The 19,198-nt window shown below is 63.0% G+C and carries 19 protein-coding genes and 1 tRNA gene; 9 read left to right on the top strand and 11 right to left on the bottom strand.

What is annotated here, in order from left to right; all coding sequences use genetic code 11:
* Positions 1-21: 21 nt before the first annotated feature.
* The 4 genes from K728_RS0114480 to K728_RS19570 all read right to left on the bottom strand — a co-directional run bounded on the left by K728_RS0114480 (position 22) and on the right by K728_RS19570 (position 5,282).
* Positions 22-1,500: a flotillin family protein gene (locus K728_RS0114480; protein WP_019484036.1), complete on the bottom strand. Its 1,479-nt coding sequence runs from the start codon at positions 1,498-1,500 to the stop codon at positions 22-24.
* A 242-nt stretch (positions 1,501-1,742) separates the two neighbouring features.
* Positions 1,743-2,207, bottom strand: coding sequence for an SRPBCC family protein (locus K728_RS0114475; protein WP_019484037.1), 465 nt, complete (start codon positions 2,205-2,207; stop codon positions 1,743-1,745).
* Between the two features lie 34 nt (positions 2,208-2,241).
* The gene (locus K728_RS0114470; RefSeq protein ID WP_024477138.1) at positions 2,242-4,710 is read right to left on the bottom strand and encodes an ATP-dependent DNA ligase; all 2,469 of its coding nucleotides are present in this window, start codon (positions 4,708-4,710) and stop codon (positions 2,242-2,244) included.
* Between the two features lie 80 nt (positions 4,711-4,790).
* Entirely contained in the window at positions 4,791-5,282 is a 492-nt protein-coding gene (locus K728_RS19570) for an SRPBCC domain-containing protein (RefSeq protein WP_156911334.1), read from the bottom strand.
* A 45-nt stretch (positions 5,283-5,327) separates the two neighbouring features.
* Between K728_RS19570 and ku the strand changes: the two genes are divergently transcribed.
* From ku to K728_RS0114440, 5 genes are all read left to right on the top strand, one after another.
* Positions 5,328-6,197 carry a non-homologous end joining protein Ku gene (ku, locus tag K728_RS0114460; protein WP_019484040.1) on the top strand — a complete coding sequence of 290 codons (870 nt, stop codon included), beginning with the start codon at positions 5,328-5,330 and terminating at the stop codon, positions 6,195-6,197.
* The gene (locus K728_RS0114455) at positions 6,197-6,466 is read left to right on the top strand and encodes a hypothetical protein (RefSeq protein WP_024477136.1); all 270 of its coding nucleotides are present in this window, start codon (positions 6,197-6,199) and stop codon (positions 6,464-6,466) included. Before ku ends, K728_RS0114455 begins: the two co-directional genes overlap by 1 nt.
* Before the next feature lie 194 nt (positions 6,467-6,660).
* Positions 6,661-6,737: transfer RNA gene (locus K728_RS0114450), tRNA-Val, on the top strand.
* 152 nt (positions 6,738-6,889) lie between these two features.
* A complete protein-coding gene (locus K728_RS0114445; RefSeq protein WP_024477135.1) occupies positions 6,890-7,687 on the top strand; it encodes an SDR family oxidoreductase in 798 nt (265 codons plus the stop codon).
* 118 nt (positions 7,688-7,805) lie between these two features.
* Positions 7,806-8,024 (top strand): hypothetical protein, encoded by a 219-nt coding sequence (locus tag K728_RS0114440; protein ID WP_019484043.1) that lies wholly within the window; start codon positions 7,806-7,808, stop codon positions 8,022-8,024.
* Positions 8,025-8,057: 33 nt separating this feature from the next.
* On the opposite strand, the gene K728_RS0114435 is transcribed toward K728_RS0114440, so the two are convergent.
* The 3 genes from K728_RS0114435 to K728_RS0114425 are packed head-to-tail and all read right to left on the bottom strand — an operon-like array spanning position 8,058 to position 11,175.
* Entirely contained in the window at positions 8,058-8,747 is a 690-nt protein-coding gene (locus tag K728_RS0114435; protein WP_162148058.1) for a glycosyltransferase, read from the bottom strand.
* Between the two features lie 11 nt (positions 8,748-8,758).
* On the bottom strand, positions 8,759-10,117 hold the full coding sequence (locus tag K728_RS0114430; protein WP_156911330.1) for a bifunctional PIG-L family deacetylase/class I SAM-dependent methyltransferase: 1,359 nt from the start codon (positions 10,115-10,117) through the stop codon (positions 8,759-8,761).
* Complete coding sequence (locus tag K728_RS0114425; protein ID WP_237742161.1) at positions 10,114-11,175, bottom strand: acyl-CoA dehydrogenase; 1,062 nt, start codon at positions 11,173-11,175, stop codon at positions 10,114-10,116. The genes K728_RS0114430 and K728_RS0114425 overlap by 4 nt, the downstream gene beginning before the upstream one ends.
* Positions 11,176-11,306: 131 nt before the next feature.
* Here K728_RS0114425 and K728_RS0114420 point away from each other — a divergent pair, with 131 nt between their 5' ends.
* Both K728_RS0114420 and K728_RS0114415 read left to right on the top strand, forming a co-directional pair.
* Positions 11,307-12,806 carry an FAD-dependent oxidoreductase gene (locus K728_RS0114420; protein ID WP_024477131.1) on the top strand — a complete coding sequence of 500 codons (1,500 nt, stop codon included), beginning with the start codon at positions 11,307-11,309 and terminating at the stop codon, positions 12,804-12,806.
* A 53-nt stretch (positions 12,807-12,859) separates the two neighbouring features.
* Positions 12,860-13,978, top strand: a complete 1,119-nt coding sequence (locus K728_RS0114415; protein ID WP_024477130.1) for a phosphate ABC transporter substrate-binding protein PstS — start codon at positions 12,860-12,862, stop codon at positions 13,976-13,978.
* 78 nt (positions 13,979-14,056) lie between these two features.
* Here K728_RS0114415 and K728_RS19565 read toward each other — a convergent pair whose 3' ends face one another.
* Positions 14,057-14,626 (bottom strand): SRPBCC family protein, encoded by a 570-nt coding sequence (locus K728_RS19565; RefSeq protein WP_019484049.1) that lies wholly within the window; start codon positions 14,624-14,626, stop codon positions 14,057-14,059.
* 173 nt (positions 14,627-14,799) lie between these two features.
* On the opposite strand from K728_RS19565, the gene K728_RS0114400 reads away from it, so the two are divergent.
* On the top strand, positions 14,800-15,279 hold the full coding sequence (locus K728_RS0114400) for a Dps family protein (RefSeq protein ID WP_019484051.1): 480 nt from the start codon (positions 14,800-14,802) through the stop codon (positions 15,277-15,279).
* Positions 15,280-15,334: 55 nt separating this feature from the next.
* Here K728_RS0114400 and K728_RS0114395 read toward each other — a convergent pair whose 3' ends face one another.
* Entirely contained in the window at positions 15,335-16,147 is an 813-nt protein-coding gene (locus tag K728_RS0114395) for an enoyl-CoA hydratase/isomerase family protein (RefSeq protein ID WP_024477129.1), read from the bottom strand.
* A 47-nt stretch (positions 16,148-16,194) separates the two neighbouring features.
* On the bottom strand, positions 16,195-16,938 hold the full coding sequence (locus K728_RS0114390) for a CPBP family intramembrane glutamic endopeptidase (protein WP_024477128.1): 744 nt from the start codon (positions 16,936-16,938) through the stop codon (positions 16,195-16,197).
* 283 nt (positions 16,939-17,221) lie between these two features.
* Between K728_RS0114390 and K728_RS0114385 the strand changes: the two genes are divergently transcribed.
* Positions 17,222-18,595 (top strand): GH1 family beta-glucosidase, encoded by a 1,374-nt coding sequence (locus K728_RS0114385; RefSeq protein WP_024477127.1) that lies wholly within the window; start codon positions 17,222-17,224, stop codon positions 18,593-18,595.
* Between the two features lie 219 nt (positions 18,596-18,814).
* On the opposite strand, the gene K728_RS0114380 is transcribed toward K728_RS0114385, so the two are convergent.
* Positions 18,815-19,198 (bottom strand): HNH endonuclease signature motif containing protein (locus K728_RS0114380; RefSeq protein WP_024477126.1); only part of this gene is annotated, 384 nt, incomplete at its 5' end.

Raw genomic sequence — 19,198 nt, 5'->3', positions numbered from 1 at the left:
CCGATTTCATCGACGGGTGAATTAGACCGACGGCGCGTGGGTGTTTTCAGTTGGCGATGCCGGTTCCGTGGCAGCACCGTCCGTGGCGCCCCAGTTTTTCAGCATCTCGACGGCGTCTAGCCCGGTGGTGTCCTTGAGTAGCTGGAAGGTCTGCTGCAACCCGCCGGACACGTTCTTGCTCAACTGGGTGGCACCGTCGTTGGAGATGACGGTCATGTTGTCGATTCCCGACATTGGGGCGGCGATTTCCCGAGCGATCTGCGGGAGGATTTCCATCACCTTGTTGAGAATTGCTGCTTCGTTGAACTGCTCGTACGCCTTGGCCTGGGCTTCGATTCCCTCGGCCTCCGCGATTCCCTTCTGCCGGACAACGTCTGCCTCAGCCTGGCCGCGAAGCGCGATGATCTCCGCTTCCGCTGCACCGTTGGCCCGGGTCACTGACGCCGCTGCGTTACCGCGTGCGGTGTTGGCGGCGGCCTCAGCTTCAGCGGTGACCTTGTCACCCTCGGCGCTGAGGCGGCGCTTGGTCAGCGCCACTTCCGCCTCAACCTGATCGGCTTCAGACTGGCGCTTGCGCTGCTCGAGCTTACCGGCCGCTTCCTGCTCCACCCGGTACTTTTCTGCGTCGGCAGGCTTGCGGATCTCAATATCCAGTTCACGTTCACGCAGCTCGGACTGCCGTGAAGCAACCTGCTGTTCCTTGACCAGGATCGACTGGCGCTGCTCAGCTGCAGCCAAGGGACCCGCCGCGTCGGCCTGGGCCTGCCGTGCGTCCGCGACCTCCTTGAGCTCGGCCCGGCGGATGGCGAGCCGCTGTTCGGCAAGCGCAACCTGCTCGTCCGCGATCGCAGCGGCCTCGGCAGCTTCCTGCGCCGCATTCGCTTCGGCAATCTTCGCCTGCTTCTCAGCGAGTGCCGCCTCGGGCCGGCCCAGGTTCTTCAGGTAGCTGGAATCGTCGTCGACCGACTGGATCTGGAAGGTATCAATCTCCAGACCCTGGTTATGCATTGAGTGCTCGGCCTCTTCCTTGACACTCTTGGCGAAAGAAGCACGGTCCTTGATGATCGAGTCCACGCTCAGCGTGCCCACGATGGAGCGCAACGAACCGGACAGGGTCTCTTGGGTGTAATGGTCGATCTGATCCTGCTGGTTCAAGAATCGTTGAGCGGCGCGGCGCACCGCCTCTTCGTCGCCCCCCACTTTGATCTGGGCGACACCGGTCAGCCGAAGCTTGATGCCGTTCTTGGAGATACCCTCAATCTGAAGGGTCACCTGGCGTGAGGCGAGCGAGATGGAGAACGCCTTCTGGCTGAACGGGTTGATGAATGTGCGACCGAACACCACACGCTGGCTTTCCTGGCTGCCTTTGCCGGTGATGATCAGTGCTTCGGACGGGCTCGCAATCCGCAGTGCAAGACGCGCGACGATGGCGGCAATAACTGCCAATACCACCAACACGGCAAGCACAATGCCGACAACAATAAACTGACTGAGGTCCACTACAGCCCCTTCTATGGGATTTACAAAGGATGAGTGGCCGGAAGTTCCAGTGCCTCGCCGGTATCGGCCGGGTCAATACTGGAGTGCCCGTGCGGTCCCCCACCGCCCGTTATGTGTCGGACGCCACCCTATGGACGGTACACGACCCACTCCCGGGAAGCTGGGCGTTCCAAAGCTCGACGACAACGCGGACGGCCACCATCGTTGGGCTGGCGGCGGTCCGGCGTCGAACGTCAGGTGGGTTAAACCTCGGACACCGCGGCGGCCAGGTTGTTCAGCGAAGCCTCCAGATCGTGGGCGGAAACCGCCGGGAAGGATACCTTCTTGAGCACAGTCGAATCGGTGACGCTGCTCCAGTCGTAGGTGAGAGTCACTTCGGTGGAGTCGGGGCCCTGGGGCGTCAACTCCCACACCCACTGCCAACCGGCAGGCTCGGCCCCAGCCTCAGCCGTTTTCCAGGCAAGGAGCTTGTTGTGGTCGTAACCCACCACATGGTTGTCGGTCTTGTAGTCCCCACCCAGCTTGTCCCAGTACTGGTTCATGGTGAACATCTGTCCCACAGCCGTAATCCTGTCCGACTTCTCGTCGGACTGCACCATGCCTGAGCCGTCAATCTGCGCGTGGCGCGCGGGGTTGGACAGGACGTTGAAGATCGCGTCAGCTGAAGCGTCGATGACGCGGGACGAGGTGATTTTCTTGTCACTCATTGTTGTACTCCTTGATGTTGTTGGTCAGTCATATTCACAGTTCGACGACGACGTCGGACGGCAGTTTGTCGGGCCNNCCCCGCCAGACGGGGTGGCGGAGTTTCCCCGCTCCGGTTCGTTCGCTGAATTGCACCTCCCCGACCAGGGCTGGGCGGACCCAGTGCGCGTCTGAGGCATCAGCGGCTGGCACATCCGCAAGTGGTGCAGTCTTCCGGGACATCTTGCGGAGTCGTGAACCAATTTCAGCAAGATCACGTTCGGTCAGGCCTGACCCCACCCGGCCCACATACTTCAGGTCGACGCCGTCGGGCACGGCCACCAGGAGGGAACCCACCTTGTGCGCACGGCTGCCTTTGCCCGGCCGCCACCCGACCACCACCACTTCCTGGGTGAGCTGGTCTTTGATCTTGACCCAGCCCCTGGACCTGCGACCGGCCGTATACGTACCGGAGGTGCGCTTGGCGACCACCCCCTCCAAACCGAGCTCCCTGCTGGCGGCCACGGCCTCCTCGATGGTGGCATGCAGGGCTGGGGGCACCTGAATATGGCCATCCGCGGGGCTGTCCACCGCCTGCTCAAGGATTTCCCGGCGCTGGGCATACTGCAGTTGAAGCAGCGAGTTGCCGTCGAGGTAAAGCAGATCGAAAATCATGAAATGCACTGGGGCTTTACGGCGTGCGGCGTCGATCTCGGAGCTTTTGGTGAGATTGAAGCGGTTCTGCAGTAACCCGAAGTCGGGACGGCCCGACTTGTTCAGTGCCACTATTTCCCCGTCGAGCACTACATTGTTGCCGTTGACGTAGTCGCCCAGATCCGCCAGTTCGGGGTACAGCGCCGTCATGTCATTGGCGTTGCGGCTGGTGAGACGCACCCCGTCGGGTGTCACTGTGGCGATTGCCCTGACCCCGTCCCACTTCATTTCGAAAGCCCAGTCCTCATCGGCTGTCACGTCACCAGCCGAGCCGGGCGAGGCGAGCATCGGCATCAGCTCCGGCGGGGTCTCGGCGGCGCCCGACGCCGGGGCTTCGGCCGAGGCGTCAGCGGCGCCCTGGTCTTTCATCAGGTGCATCAACCAGTTCCTTTTGCCCGACTCGTCGCCGCCGGTGTGGATGAGGGCATACCGCCGGACGGGGCTGCCGCTGCGTGCCAGACCACCGTCGTCGCGCCCCTGAACCGTACAGATCACTTCCTTTCCATCGCGCCATTTCTCGGCGTGGTAGGTCCCGGAATCCCAGATGTACATCTCCCCGGCGCCGTATTCCCCCTTGGGGATGGTGCCCTCGAAGACGGCGTACTCCAGGGGGTGGTCCTCGGTCTGGACGGCGAGGTGGTTCTTGTTGGGGGTGTCCGGCGGCCCCTTGGGTACAGCCCAGGAGACGAGGACGCCGTCGCGTTCCAGCCGAAAGTCGTAGTGCAACCGGCGGGCGTGGTGCTCCTGGATGACAAAACGGTTGCCGCCGGCGTCACTGACGCTGTCGGGGATCGGCTCAGGGGTCTTTGCGCTGTCCCGCATGGAGCGGTAGGTGTGCAGGCGGTCACGAACGCGAGGCTCGGATGTCGTTGTGTCCCCGGGCCCGCCCCGGTCGCCGTCAGGCCCTCCGGAGGTCTCATCCAGCCCGGCGAGGAGATCACCGAGTTCCTTCACCCGGTCCATCATCTGCCGGTAGTCGAGTTGCGCCAGCTCAGGGTCCTCCAACTCCGCCCAGGAGCGGGGCGCGGCAACAGTGGGGCGCAGCCTGCCACGCAGGGAGTAGGGCGCCACGGTGGTCTTGTTCCTGCTGTTTTGGCTCCAGTCCACCAGCACCTTCCCCCCGCGCAGGGACTTCTTCATATCGCTGACCACCAGGTCGGGGTGGTCAGCCTCGAGCGCCCTGGCCAGCTCATGGGCAACGGTGGATACCTCGTCGGAGGACTGGGAACCATCCAGTGCCGCATACAGGTGGATGCCCTTGGAGCCGCTGGTGACGGGGTAGGGTTCCAGGCCCATGTCCTGCAGGATCACGCGGGCATGGCGAGCAACCTCGGCGCAGTCGCCGAGGCTCACCCCGTCGCCAGGGTCAAGGTCGAGGACCAACCGGTCCGGATTGTTGATCTCCCCGTCCGGGCCGAACCTCCACTGCGGAACATGGATTTCCAGGGCCGAAATCTGTCCAAACCAGGTCAGGGTGGCCAGGTCATTGACCATCGGATACACGTTGACGTGGTCTTTATGGGCGATGGAGTGTCGTTGCACCCACGCCGGCGCCGACTGGTCGAGGTTCTTCTGGAAAAAGACCTGTCCGGGCTGCTCCGCGGTTCCCACCCCGTTGACCCAGCGCTTGCGGGTCACCGCCCGGTCCCTGGCGTGCGGAATCAGGTAGCCGGCGATCGCAGCATAGTAGGCGAGAACGTCCGCCTTGGTGGTCCCGGAGGCGGGATAGATCACCTTGTTGAGGTTCGTCAGCCGGAGGCGTTGACCGTCCACAGTGACAGTCTGCTGCTGCTGACCGGTGCTGGAACCCATGACACCAGTCTTGTCTGGAAGCGCCGCAAACGCCACACGTGCCCGGAAAGCAGGGCACGGGATCCTGTCCCGGGGTGCTGCTAGTCGCTGAGCTTCTCCTGGTATTGAGCGACGAGGCGCTCCCAGTCAGCGGGGTTCTGGCCCAGCGGACGCTCGTTCAGGAGATCGTCGAGGCCAATCAGCGTGAAGTGCCAGCCCGCCGCCGAACTACCCGCGGCGTCTGGGTCCTGCAGGGTGTTGGTGAGGGTCAGCAGGGCGCCGGAGTCGCCGTCGTTCGCCAACTCCCAGCGCAGCACCTCCCGATCCCAGGTGTAGGCGAGAAGGTTCGGCTTCTCGGCTTCGAGGACCGTGCCTTTGGTGGGCCGTTCCCCAGGGAAGGTGAAGGTCACTTCGGCGCCCTTACGCGGGAGCAGGTCAAGTTCACAGGGGAACCAGTACTTGAGTTTGCGGGGGTCTGTCAGGTGCTTCCAGAGCACTGACGCGGGAAAGTTGTACCGCATCTCGAACCGGAGGGCGGGCTTGCCGTCGACTGTGGTCTTGGTGACCGTGGGCTCAGCTTTTTCAGGATTCACCAAGCCATCGTATCCGCGGAACCCAAACACTGGTTCACTTGGTACATGAGAGCCATCTGGAAGGGCGCCGTCGCTTTTGGGCTGGTCAATGTGCCGGTCAAGGTCTACAGCGCCACCGAAGACCACGACATCAGCCTCCACCAGGTCCACGACAAGGACGGCGGCCGGATCCGCTACCAGCGCCGCTGCGAGATCTGCGGGGAGGTGGTCGAATACAAAAACATCGACAAGGCGTACGACGACGGCGAGCGCACCGTGGTGCTCACCGACGAGGACTTCGCGACCCTTCCCGTCGAGAAGAGCCGGGAAATCGGCGTCGTCGAGTTTGTGCCCAGCGACCAGATAGACCCGATCATGCTGGACCGGTCCTATTTTCTGGAGCCGGATTCCAGTTCCACCAAGGCCTATGTGCTGCTGCGCCGCACCCTTGAGGAGACCGACCGCACGGCTATCGTGCAGTTCACGCTGCGGCAGAAGAGCCGGCTCGGTGCGCTGCGGGTGCGTGGGGACGTTCTGATGCTGCAGTCGCTGCTCTGGGATGACGAGGTACGCGAGGCCAAGTTCCCCGCCCTTGACGAGCGGGTACGGATCTCGGCCAAGGAGAAGGAAATGTCGGCTGCGCTGGTGGATTCCTTCTCGACCGATTTCGATCCTGAGAACTTCACCGATGAGTATCAGGAACAGCTGCGCACTCTGATCGAGGCGAAACTTGAGAAGGGGGAAGCCCTCGACACTGAGGAAACTTTCGGGGAATCCGACGACGACGAGGGCGGTGGCAAAGTCCTCGACCTCATGGAGGCACTCCGGCGGAGCGTCGAGAAGAACCGTGAGAAAAAGGGCACGCCGTCCGATCAGAAAAAACCGGCATCCAAAGGGTCCTCAGCACCAGCCAAAACAAAATCGAAAGGCGCCTGATGGCCACCTCGTCCTCACTTCTGCTCAGCTTCTTCACCAATTCGCGTGGCGAGCAGACCATCGTGCAGGCACCCAACGCGCCGGTCCTCGGGTGGACGGTCTTCGGCCTCGCTTCCCTCCTGGCACAGCAGGACGGAAACAAGCGGCTATTGCTGACTCTCAGCCGGGTGTGCCTCGGACTGTGGGCAGTGCTTGAGCTGACCCGCGGTGAGAGCGGATTCCGCCGCACCCTGGGCGGCTTGACCCTCGGCTGGCTGGCACGGCGTTAGCCGGCAGCCTCACCCTGGGGTAACCCACGCAGCAGACGATGGGGGCTCGCCGAGGGATCTTGTAGCGAACTGACTGTTCGTCCGGGCGGCAGGGAATAGGGACCACGGTCACCATGGTTCAAGCGGCCGAATTTTTTCCAGCCCGGGTATGGCCTAAACTGGCAACTGTCCGACCGCGTCTGGGTTGGGCGCGCGCCTGTGTAGCTCAGTCTGGTAGAGCATCCGCTTCACACGCGGAAGGCCCGGGGATCAAGGCCCCGCGCAGGCACCACCACCGGCTCTCCGCCAACGCGGGGGGCCGGTTTTGTGTCAACAGGCCGGATTTGTGTCAACAGCCCAGTTTTGGGTCTGCAGCCCGGATTTTATGCCCTAGGAAGGTCAGCACACTTGCTTTCCAGGGTCCTTCCTCGGAAGGATGGGGTGATGGCCTACACACCCAGCACTGCAATAGTCACCGGATCCGACTCGGGCATTGGCCGGGCCACGGCCCTCGCCCTCGCTGAGGCAGGTTGTGATGTCGGTATCACCTGGCACTCTGATGAGGACGGCGCCAACGAGACCGCGCGGTTAGTCCGTGAGTTTGGCCGTAAAGCGGTGGTGACCCGGTTGGACACCACTGATGCGCCAGCCTGCGGCGATGTGGTGGACCAGATGATCAGTGACCTCGGCGGACTTGACGTGTTCGTGAACAACGCTGGTGTCAACGGCGGAACCCCCTTCATGGATACCAGCTATGACGAATGGCGCGGCACCCTGGCAGCCAACCTGGATGGTGCATTTGTCTGCATCCAGCGTGCGGCGGCACAAATGATTTCCGCCGGGAACGGCGGCAGGATCATTGCCGTCACCAGCGTTCATCAGGAACAGCCGCGCGTGGGCTCCGCAGCCTACGATGCGTCAAAACACGGTCTCGGCGGGTTAATCAAGACGATCGCCCTGGAGCTGGGCGATCAGGGCATTACCGCGAACGCGGTCCTGCCTGGCGAAATTGCTACGGCAATGAACGATGCCGAGGACAAGGATCCCCACGACATTGACCGCCCGGGTATCCCCGTGGGCCGCCCCGGTGCATCGGAGGAAGTCGCGGCAGTGATCGCGTTCCTGGCATCACCGGCGTCGAGTTACGTCAACGGCGCCTCCTGGGTCGTCGACGGCGGCATGCTCCAGATGGGCCCGCAGGCCGGTTCCCACCTGACCAGCGGTAAGTGGCGCGCAGTCTGACGTTCCATGCCCGGGTGACAGGAGCCACCCCGAACACTCAGGTGGCATTCACTTGCCGTTCAGACAGGCGCAGTACGTTGAAGGCATTAGCTTTCCGTATTGAAAGGACCCACCGACCATGGAAACTTCGTCTCCGTCCCGCGAGGGCATCTCGGACTGGTCCACCCTCCGCCGTGGGCAGCGGGTCGCGTTCAATCACGACAGCGATGGGCCCGTAGCGGGGGTTGTCGAGATGCGCACCGACGACGCCTCGGTGTTGTGGATTCAACTCAACGAAGGTGCCGGCCGCCGCCTCATCCATTGCGAAGACGGATACCGGCTCAAACGGGCTGACTGATCCCGAACCTCCTGTTCGCTCCGCTTTCCCTGGTTATAGGGGAAGGTCCCGCAAATAGCCGGCGAACCCGCCGGGTGTCCGGCCCGTTGTCCTGGCGGATGTCGTGGCCCTGATGGAGTCCACCGCAGCCCACCTCACCCCCAGCGATTTCAGCCGAGCGATCAGATCTGCATCCTCATGGATGTCCAGGGCAGCGAAACCACCGACCGCCAGGTAGCTGTCCGCCCGGAATCCCAGGTTCGCGCCGTGAACGTAGTCGTGGCCGTCGTCGAGCGGGTGAGCGGCATGCCAGGCGCGCTCCAGCGCGGCATCCAGGCCTACCGGGTTGGGAACCACCGTCCCCAGGATCAGTTCCACCCCCGAGGCGGCCAGCCGGCACTGCTCGACGAGCCACTGCCCGGGCACCTCAGTGTCGGCGTCGGTGTTCGCCACCCAGATCTGGCTGGCTGGCTGGCCGAGCTGAGCCACCGCGTGGGCGACCCCGGCCCTACGTGCCAATCCCACCGAGGCGAAGTCAACTGCCAGAGGCTGGGCAACTGGATACTCGGCCACCACCCGTGCCGAAGCGTCGGTACATCCGTCCAGGACCACGGTGACGGACAGGGCGACTGACGGGTACGCGTCGGCGAGCGCCCTGCCCGCCTCATCGAGGGCGGCCAGGCACCGCGGCAGGCTCTCCTCCTCGTTCCGGGCCGGGACGACGACCGCCACCGCCGCCGGCACGGACGACGCCTTCACAAGACACCGGTCGCTCTGGCCACCGACACCGCCGGTGGCCGCACCAGAAGGTCGATGCGGAAATCCTCTTCGCGGTGTTCTGCAAAAACAGCTAGTGACGAGGCTGAACGAAATAGTTCGTGGACGGTGTCCCCATCCAGTTCCCAGCCATCTATTGGGTGCCGCCAGTGGCACAGGAGAATGACCCCGTCGGCTGCCAGCGATGCGACCGCACGTGCCACGACATCCAGCAATTGTGTCCGGCTGAGGAAGTAGCCCACCTCGGAGATTACGATCAGGTCGAATTGCCCCGAGGGCCAATTCCGTGGCACGGACGCAACCCGGGCAGTCGCCTCGGGGTAATCGCTCAACCGTTCCTGCGTAGCCGCCACCGCCGTTGGACTGATATCCAGGGCAAGGAGGGAATCCGTGCGCGCGGCGAGCTCGGCGGAGAGTACACCGATTGAACAACCCAGTTCGAGTGAAGCCGCAAACCGTTCCCTCGGTAACAGCGCCAAAGCCACTGAACGTTTTCGTCGTTCATAGAAGCGGTCCTTGAGCCCCCACGGATCGTCCGTGTCGGCGTGCAGCCGTTCGAACACACCCGATGATGGGGTGGGGATGAAGGCCTCAAAACCGCGGGCGAAGTGGTCCAGGAACCCCGGGGCGAGCAGTGCTTCGTCTCCCGGCTCGTCGGACAGGGGCGCCGTCTGGCTCGCATGCATGAGCAGGGCCGACTGTTTGAGGGTTTGCTCATCGCCAGCAAGATCAAGGATTTCGAGCTGGTTCCATGGCACCTCGGAGGAATCCGGCGTCGCCCAGTGCCACAGCCACACCGGGTACTCAAGCAGCGGAAGGTTCAGTTCCGCTGCCAGCTGTGCCGCAGCCGTACCGCCAGCTTCGTGATCCCCGTGCCCGTCCCCCCGCCACGGGGCCACCAGCAAGGTGCGTTCGCCCGGACGCCCACCGGCGGCAACAATCCGGCGGAGCTGTTCGGCGAGCTCCTCGGCATCCAACCCGCCGTCGGGAAGGTTGAGGAAGTGCGTCCGTGCTGACGGTGCCAACAATTCGACGGCCTGCTCGAGTTCAATCCGCCGCAACTCGGCCAGCTGGACAGCAGTGTGGGTCGGGGAGTTCGGGTGGGACGCTTCGCCGTTGGTGGCGACCACAATATCCGTGGCAACCCCGGCGCGGGCCAGGCGTCGCACCAGCCCGGCTGCCCCAAGCGTCTCGTCGTCGGGGTGGGCCGCAACCACTATCACCCGTTCCGGCATTCGCCCATCGAAAAGGGCCTCAATACTGAGCCGGGCGTCGCTGCGCCAGTCCTGGCTCCAGCGGTGCTCGGGCGTTCCGGCGTCCTCGTGCGAAAAGGTCACCACGGTGCAACTCCGGTGTTCTGGAGCTGGCGGCCCAGGGCTGCTGCGTCCCGTTCGGCGTGGTGCTGGCGGAGATATACCTGCAGATCGGCCACCCTCCGGGCGTGGTCTTCCTCCAGGGCCAGGGGTGCCGGACCGAGCCCGTGGCCTACCATCCGAAGGATGGCTTCGGCAGCGTCGGCAACAACGCCCCTCACCCGCGCAGCCAGCAGCGCCCCGGCGGCACCGTGGGCCCGACCCGCGTCAATGTCGGTTGCAGCCGCCGCGAGCGCCCCCCGCGCGGCGTACAGGTGACGGTCCACCTCTCCGAGATACATCAGCGCTACCTGATCGGGGGTTCGTTCCCCCACTGAGCGCAGTAACCGCCGCGCAATGCCGACCGCTCCCCCATACCAACAGGCAGCCACCCCGAGCCCTCCCCAGGCAAACCCGTCGCGCTGCAAATACCAGTTGTCGGCACCTACGGGGCGGGCTGATGCCGCATCGAAGTCAATGGGGCCGCTGTCCACCGCTGCCAGCCCACGGCTAACCCAGGTACCGCGGATAGCCTGAACCGTCGGTTGGCGCAGGTCTACGCTGAAGGCGCGCCGTTCGCCATCCGGGACATGGGCCGTCACGACCGCGTAGTCCAGATTGCCCGCCAATGAGCACCAGGGTTTCCGCCCGGTCAGCTGCCAGTCGCCGTCGTTGTCGAAAGAGTGGTGCGCTTCCAGGCGGTGCTCGGGCGCCTCAGCGGCGAAGACCCCCCAGGTTCCCGCTGCGACTGACAGTTCGGCTTGCCGCAGGATGGCTACCGCGTCGAGGTGAGGTTCAATGGTGCGCGCCACCGACAGGTCGGCTGCTGCGATGGTGGCCAAGGTCTCCCACAGGGTCAGTGTGGATCCTCCGCCCGGCAACGGGGTCCGCGCACCAAGCTCGGCGGCAAGGGCGAGCGCCCGCGACACCGAGCCAGCCGCCGCGACAGCGCTCTCGTAAAGGGTGTCCTGGGTGTTTGACCCACTATCCAAAAGTACTGACCGCTTCGGCGTCGTCACAATATCCTCTTCATCTTGCGGCATGATAATCAGCATACTTACTCAATCCGGTGCCTGCCGTAGTCGAAGACACCGCGGGACATCTACGGGTCCTTGACTGGAACGGATTTTGGGAGTGGGCTTAGGTCCCACAACCCGACGGCAGAAGGCATCCGATGACATCCCTTTGGCAGGCAACCCGTCCGCAGTTCCCGGCCGACCCGTTCATGCCCGGCGCCACCTATGACTCAGTGGTGGTGGGTGCCGGGCTTACCGGAATCATTACCGCGCTGCTGCTGGCACGCTCAGGCCAACGGGTAGCAGTACTGGAGGCAAGGCGCGCAGGGGATGTCACCACCGGAAACACCACGGGCAAAATATCACTCCTTCAGGGGACCCAACTCTCCTCTATTATCCGGCACCATGACGCCGAGACAGCCCGCCACTACGTCACCGGAAACCTTGAAGGGCAATCCTGGTTGTTGCGGTTCTTCCGCGAGCACGGCATTCCGTTCGACACTCGGGACGCGGTCACCTACTCCGTCACCGACACTGGTGCTGCTGCGCTGAAAGCCGAACATGAGGCGTGCCTCGCGGCGGGGCTGACCCCGGTGCTGCAGGACGCCTCCTCCCTGCCGTTCGCCGTTACTGGTAGCCTCCGCCTCCCGGGGCAAGCACAGTTTCATCCCCTGCAGGGTTTGGCTGGACTAGCTGCTGACTTCAGGTCTCATGGCGGCCACCTGATTGAAGGAGTCCGGGTGGAGGGGATTAGCACCGGAAAATTGAAGGGGGACAAAATTGAGGTCAAAACCCCTCGCGGAACGGTGTGGGCTGAGCACTTGATCCTGGCAACAGGCACCCCCATTCTCGATCGCGGCGGACACTTCTCAGTCCTCACCCCTCAGCGGTCCTATGCCGTTGCTTTTGCCGTTGAGGGTCAGACCCTTGAGGGTATGGATGAGATGTTCCTGTCCATCGACGGACCGACACGTTCCCTGCGCACCGCCGTCGTCGATGGAAGGACGTACCTGATCGCTGGGGGCAATGGCCACCGCGTCGGCCGCGAAACCCATACGCAAGCCCTGGTCGATGATCTGGTGCGTTGGACCCAGCAACACTTTCCGTCGGTGAAGCCGGTTCATCACTGGTCGGCCCAGGACTACGAACCCGCATCAGCCGTACCCTATGTGGGCAAGCTCCCACTGAGTCGACACAACATTTACGCAGCTACCGGCTACAACAAGTGGGGCATGACCAACGCCGTCGCGGCGGCCTTGGCCTTATCGGCCGAAATTCTCGGCGGGCAGATGCCCTGGGCCAACAAACTGTATGCCACCCGCGTCGCCCGGCAGGACGCGCTCAGTACGGTCAAGACAAACGCCGGTGCCGGACTGGAACTCCTGAACGGTTGGCTTGGTGGCCTGGCGCGGACCAGCACCGTCAGCCCACCGGAGGGTCAAGGTGTGGTGGTCCGCAACGGCGCCCGCCCCGAGGGGGTCTGCGTGGTCGACGGCGTCACCCACCGGGTTTCGGCGGTCTGCCCTCATCTGGGCGGTGTTCTGGGTTGGAACGACGCCGAGAAGTCCTGGGATTGCCCCCTGCACGGGTCACGATTCACGGCAGAGGGAACCTTGCTGGAAGGCCCCGCCACCCGCGACCTCACTAAGGGCAGCTGACGCTGGAACCTGCCCAATTCGTTCACCCACTGTTCACCTGTATCGTAAATTAGGTGCTGCCTCACCCCACGCGTCGCCTTGCCCTCCTTGCCACCGCCGTCCTCGGCCTCTCACTCACCGCCTGCGGGTCCGACTATCCCCTGGGCCCCGAGCAGGAAGCCGCAGCCCAGCGCGCCAACTCAGACCTTCGAGGCACCATCACTGGCGCCGGATCCTCGGCGCAGGGTCCAGCAATGGACGGCTGGATATCAGGTTTCGGCACCCTTCACTCCCAGGCGCAATTGCAGTATTCCCCCGACGGCTCCGGTGCCGGGCGGGGGGCGCTACTTGCCGGAGCAGTGCAGTTCGCCGGCTCGGATGCTTACCTCAATGACGAGGAAATCGCCGAGTCCGCTGAGGCCTGCGGCCCAGACGGCGCGTTCAATATTCCGGCCTACGTATCGCCGATCAGTGTCACGTTCAACCTTCCTGGGCTCACCGAGTTAAACCTGGATGCACCAACCATCGCCAGCATTTTCCTGGGCGACATCGACAACTGGAATGATCCAGCCATTGCCGGACAGAATACCGACGTCGATCTACCGGACCTCCGGATTACCCCGGTCAGCCGGTCGGACGATTCGGGAACCACAGAGAACTTCACCGACTACCTCCACGAGACCGTTCCGGACCAATGGACCTTCGAAGCGGATGGCACGTGGCCCAGTGAGCTCGGGAACGAGAACTCCAAGGGCAACGCCGGTGTTGTAAGCACCGTCGCCGGCACCGAGGGGGCAATCACCTACGCTGACGATTCAGCTGTTGGCCCACCGCTGGGAAGGGCGAACCTGCTGGTGGGAAACGAATACGTGCCGGTCAGCACCGAAGCGGCAGCCGCCGCCGTCGACATCGCCACTCCGGTCGAAGGCCGGCCCAGCTACGACATTGCGCTGACCCTCGACCGGACCACCACCAAAGCGGACGTCTACCCGCTGATTCTGGTGTCCTATCACGTCTTCTGCACTTCGTACCCGGACGAGACAACGGTCAGACTCATCAAGGAGTTCGGCACCTACGTGGTTAGCCCCGAGGGTCAGGAGGCTGCCGCAGAATCGGCGAAAAGCTCACCCATTTCCGCCCAGCTCTCCGAACGCGCAACTGAGGCGATTGCCGGGATTACGGTCCGCGACTAGGTCAATCCCATTAGACGGCTTCGGCCGGATCTCCACTTATGCGTAGTTCCGGCCGAAGCTTTCTAACGTGAGTCCCGGCTAGCTCGGCGCGACGGTGGCGCGCGGGCCACCCGACTCGGGATCGTCCAGTGACGGATCACTGAGATCCGCTGCTCCGGCTGCGGCCGTCGAGGTCCCCGACGTGGTCCCTGACGGTGGCGCGTCAATGTCACCGCGCCAGGCCCCTGTCTCGGAGTTGTTGCTTTCGATGAACTCCTTGAAACGCTGGAGATCGGATTTCACCTGCCGATTGTCGGCGTTGACTACCGAGCCAATCTTTTCGGTGAAGGTCTCTGGATGCCAGTCCAACTGGACAGCAACACGGGAGGTGGTGTCGTCAATCCGGTGGAAAGTAACCACTCCTGCGTGGGACTTTCCGTCGACGCTCTTCCAGGCAATTCGCTCATCGGGGTGCTGCTCGGTGATTTCGGTGTCGAACTCTCGTTCCACACCGCCGATCTTGGTGACCCAGTGACTACGAGTGTCAGATGTCTGGGTGATCGATTCCACCCCGCCCATGAACTGGGGGAAGGTTTCGAACTGCGTCCACTGGTTGTAGGCAGTACTCACGGGTACTGCTACGTCGATGGATTCCTGGACTGTCGTCATATGGGTTCCTCCTGCAAGTTCCACAATCAGTGAACTACTAAGTAAACTGATTGTATTCCTTGCCGCTGGATTTCAACAACATCCGCGGTCTAGGCTGAAGATTGATCCAAACCTCGCACCCGGCGCTTTCCCAGCACCGGGGGAGGGCAGGTTCTACCCACAGGAGGAAAAACATGAAGGCTTCCAAAACACTGACTGACAACATGCAGGCCGTGCTGGTTGAGCTCATCGAGCTGCACCTACAGGGCAAGCAGGCGCACTGGAACGTCGTCGGCAAGAACTTCCGCGACATGCACCTGCAGCTGGACGAGATCATCGACGACGCCCGCCTGTTTGCCGATCAGATGGCCGAGCGTATGCGCGCCCTGCACGCCGTTCCTGATGGCCGGAGCGGTTCGGTAGCGAAGGGCACCACCCTCAACCAATTCCCGGCCGGTCTGGTCTCCACCAAAGACACGGTCACCATGGTTGTTGCCATGCTCGAAGGCACGGTAAAGACCATGCGCGACGTGCATGACCAGATCGACGAGGAAGACCCCACCACCGCCGACATTCTGCACGCCTTCATTGAGAAGCTTGAGCAGTACGCCTGGATGGTTGACGCAGAGAACATGGAACCGACCGCAACGGTTACCCAGCCTGCAAAGGCCTAGTTCAGCAAAGTCTTCGTCCAGCAAAGCCCTGGTACAGCAAACCTGCCTTCCCCGATTAGTTACCGGGGAAGGCAGGTTTTTCTTTGGCAAGGAACGCCCGGGTTCCTTCGCGCATGTCTGACGTGGTGAACGCCTGCTTGAATGAATCAGCCTCGATCGCCAGTCCGTCGGAGGTGGGCCGGCCTTCAACGCGGGCCATTGTTTCCTTGACCGCTGCGATTGCGGTGGGAGAGTGCCCGGCGATTTCGGCGATAGTTTTCCCAGCCGCGGCCAGCAACGCTTCCCGATCATCAAATACCGCGTTGACCAAACCAAGGCGTTGAGCCTGTTCGGCCCTGATGCGCCGCCCAGTGAACAACAGTTCCCTGGCCTGGGACGGTCCCACCCGCTGCTGCAATCTCACTGAACCGCCAAATCCGGGAACCAGGCCCAGGCTCACTTCGGGTTGCCCAAACGAAGCTGATTCTGTGGCATAGATGAAGTCGCAGGCCAGCGCCAGCTCGCATCCCCCGCCCAGGGCGAATCCGTTGACCGCTGCAATTACGGGCACCGGGAGCGACTCGAGCCGGAGCGTGAGTGCCTGCATCCTGGTGCTGTAGTCCCACGCCTGGCCGGGTGTCATGGCCGTCATTTCACGGATGTCGGCCCCAGCGGCAAATGCCTTCTCCCCCGCGCCGGTGATCACGACCCCGCGGACCTGCCAGCCGTCGTCGTTCCTGAATTCCCCTTCGAGAACGTTCAGAAGATGGTCCAGATCATCAACGACCTGGGTGGAGAGGGCGTTCAGCGCCTCGGGCCGATCGAGGGTGATCGTTACCACCGACTGAGCGTAGCTAGCCTGGATGGTTGAATATTCCTTATACTGCATATTGGTTTCCTGTCGACGGTGGCGGCGTGGGTTGTAGCCGAAAATTCCTAGGGGAGCAGTTCCGGCGGAAGCGCCAGAAGCAGGCCGATGGCTGTTCCGTTGAAAACGACGTGGGTTACGATTGCTGGCCCCAGACGGCCGGTCCAGACGGTTAGGAATCCGCAGATCACCCCAACCGTAAACGTGCCTACGAGGAGATAGATCGACGATCTCAGGTCCCCTACCGCGCCGGTGTGCAAGAGGCCGAAGGCGAGGGAACTGGCCAGGATCGCCACAACCGTTGCAGTCGTCAACGACCGCTGCGGAGTCGCGGTCGAGACCCGGCCCTTCGCTGAGCCTTTCAGCCACCATGCGTTCTGCACAGCTCGCAGGACCAGTCCGCGGTTGAAGAGTTCCTCAAGGAAAGGCGCAATGAGGGCTCCGCCGAGGACGGCGTTCACAAAGATCCAACCGCTGTCGCCAGTGAGAAAGATTTCCGCGTTGCCTTGCAGCACCTCGCCCTCGCCCAGCGGCCAGAGCAGAGTCATGATCACCTGAACTAATGCCAGGATAATGCGGGCCGCGATGCCGACTCCGAGTCCTATGGCCAGGTCAATCCATTTGAATCTCAGACCGAAGTCCCTGGCAAGCGAGCCAAATCCCCACACCCTTGAGGCCAGAACACTGCTCCCCAGCAGGGCAAGCCAGGTGAAGCAAAGTGAAGCGAAGACTAGTTCAGGTCCGAAGCTGAGCACCGAAGAGAGCGCTAGCGTGCCGCCCAGGGGAAGGGCCAACACCAGAAGCAATCCCACTGCGGCCTGCCAGAGTCCCCACCCGGGCTTCAGTGGGCCCGTCGGACCAAGCTGTGCGGGGTTCGCAAACCGGGCTGATATCCGTGCCGTGTCTGGGACATTCGAGGGGATCATTGCCTGTGCGCCGGGGTGGTCGGGGTGGGGTTGATGCGCATATCCAGCACACTACCTCCCTGCCTCTCTGCAGCCAGCCAGCAAGTTCACAGCGTCAAGGCATTGACGCAACGGGGTCGGTGGGATTTAGGTGAAGGGATCAGGCTGAAAGCCCATAAAGGAGCGCACCGTGACCAGCTTTGGATTGCCGCCCGGGTTTGTGTTTGGGACGGCGACGGCCGCAGCCCAGATTGAGGGTGGCGTCCACGAGGGTGGCCGCGGTGAGAGTATTTGGGACGCGTACGCCAGGACTCACAGGAACATCCTGGATGCGTCGAGTGCGGCCATTGCCTGCGACCATTACCACCGGTATGCGGAGGATTTTGACCTGCTCAGGGAGTTGGGTGGGCAGGCATATCGGATGTCGATCGCGTGGCCACGTATTCAACCCCTCGGACGCGGACCGGCCAACCCCGAGGGTATCGCCTTCTACCACCGGCTCCTCGATGCCCTCCTGGACCGTGGTATTCAGCCGTGGGTGACCATTTATCACTGGGACCTGCCCCAGGCGCTGCAGGACGCTGGCGGGTGGCAGAACCGCGACACCGTTGATGCGTTCGCCGACTACACCCGGATTCTTCGGGATGAGTTCGGCGACAAGGTAGCGGCCTGGATGACCGTCAACGAGCCGGTGGTCCACACCGGCGTCGGACACGCAATTGGCCGTGCCGCGCCGGGACTGATGATGCTGGGCAGTGCCTTCGTCGTGGCGCATCATCTTCTCCTGGCTCACGGTAACGCCGTGCGTACCCTTCGGGAGACCCTTTCCTCGCCGGTGGGTATCGTGAACAATCATTCGCCGGTGCAGCCAGCCACCGGCTCAGACCGGGACGCGCGTCTTGCGGTCCTTTACGACCAGTATCACAACGGCCAGTTCGCTGGGCCGGTCCTGACCGGCAGGTATCCACCGGAACTCGAGGAGGTGGACGGAATCTCCTTTGAGGTGATCCACGACGGTGACATGGAGATCATCTCCACCCCCCTGGACTTCTACGGCGTCAACTATTATTTTCCGACCCGGGTGGGTGCGGCTCCCCCGTTTTATCCGGTGCCGTTCGCTCCCAAAGAATTTGTGGGAGTGCCGGTCACCGACTTTGGCTGGCCGGTGATGCCCGCCAGCCTGCTCAGAATTCTTAAGCAACTGAAAGCCGCCTATCCCCGGCTGCCCCCGGTATACATCACCGAAAATGGTTGCGCTTACGACGACGGCCCGCAGGGTGGGCTTCAGGGATCAGGGGGCGCGCTGCAGGACACCCGCCGGATCGACTTTCTGGAGCAGCATCTCGCCGCCGTCGGAGAGGCGATCGCGGCTGGAATTGATGTAAGGGGTTACTTCCACTGGACCTTGCTGGATAACTGGGAGTGGCAGGAGGGGTACACCAAGAAGTTTGGTCTGGTGCGGCTGGAGCCAGCGACGCTGGAACGGGTACCACGGGCGTCCTTCCACAGATATGCCGAAATTATCCGTTCAGCGGGTAGTCCCACCAACGCCTACCCATCCTGACCGGTCTGAGCCCGTCCACGTCCGCCTTGCCGCCTTAGCGCCTTAGCGCCGATTGATTAGTCTGGCGGCCTGGCTGGCTTGGAGCGTCGCGGGTCGCGGGTCGCCCGATCTCACAGTTGAGCGATGGGGTCTGGACCCGCGTGCGGGCAGCGCGTGTGGGGCAAAAAGGTCGTCGCCACTGTACCTTTACCGACAGGCGTCGCTAGCCGCAACAAATCACTAAAAGGGCGGAGGTATGTCGGGTGGTGGTGCTGGTGGTGGGTCGGCTGTGGTGAGGTAGGTTTCGCCGGCAGGCGAGATTGCGATGATGGTCCCGGGTTCGGGTTGTTGGTAGTGCCAGTAGCCTTCGGTTTTGAACATGTGGTGACGTTTACACAGGGCCGCCAGATTCCCGTAGCTGGTTGTGCCTCCTTGGGACCAGGGKGTGGTGTGGTCGAGTTCGCAGAACACCGCCAACCGGTTACATCCCGGATGCCGACACGTCCCGTCCCTGACCCGGACCGCATCCTTCAGGTCCTGCGGGACCCGGTACGTGGTCGCATCAGCGCCAAGCCTGGCCCCGGTGAAGGGGTGGGTGAGGATCCTGGTGAACGATGGTGCGTG

Source organism: Arthrobacter sp. CAL618 (assembly GCF_000468215.1).
Taxonomy (GTDB): Bacteria; Actinomycetota; Actinomycetes; order Actinomycetales; family Micrococcaceae; genus Arthrobacter_D.
The sequence above is the reverse complement of the archived record's forward strand: the minus strand, read 5'-3'. Positions and strand labels throughout refer to the sequence as shown.

Bases quoted from the DNA above. Each gene is read 5' to 3' on its own strand.
- K728_RS0114425 (WP_237742161.1), bottom strand. From the start codon at position 11,175: ATGCCGCAAGATGAAGAGGATATTGTGACGACGCCGAAGCGGTCAGTA.
- K728_RS19565 (WP_019484049.1), bottom strand. From the start codon at position 14,626: ATGACGACAGTCCAGGAATCCATCGACGTAGCAGTACCCGTGAGTACT.
- K728_RS0114440 (WP_019484043.1), top strand. From the start codon at position 7,806: ATGGAAACTTCGTCTCCGTCCCGCGAGGGCATCTCGGACTGGTCCACC.
- K728_RS0114445 (WP_024477135.1), top strand. From the start codon at position 6,890: ATGGCCTACACACCCAGCACTGCAATAGTCACCGGATCCGACTCGGGC.
- ku (WP_019484040.1), top strand. From the start codon at position 5,328: ATGAGAGCCATCTGGAAGGGCGCCGTCGCTTTTGGGCTGGTCAATGTG.
- K728_RS0114475 (WP_019484037.1), bottom strand. From the start codon at position 2,207: ATGAGTGACAAGAAAATCACCTCGTCCCGCGTCATCGACGCTTCAGCT.
- K728_RS0114455 (WP_024477136.1), top strand. From the start codon at position 6,197: ATGGCCACCTCGTCCTCACTTCTGCTCAGCTTCTTCACCAATTCGCGT.
- K728_RS0114420 (WP_024477131.1), top strand. From the start codon at position 11,307: ATGACATCCCTTTGGCAGGCAACCCGTCCGCAGTTCCCGGCCGACCCG.
- K728_RS0114400 (WP_019484051.1), top strand. From the start codon at position 14,800: ATGAAGGCTTCCAAAACACTGACTGACAACATGCAGGCCGTGCTGGTT.
- K728_RS0114395 (WP_024477129.1), bottom strand. From the start codon at position 16,147: ATGCAGTATAAGGAATATTCAACCATCCAGGCTAGCTACGCTCAGTCG.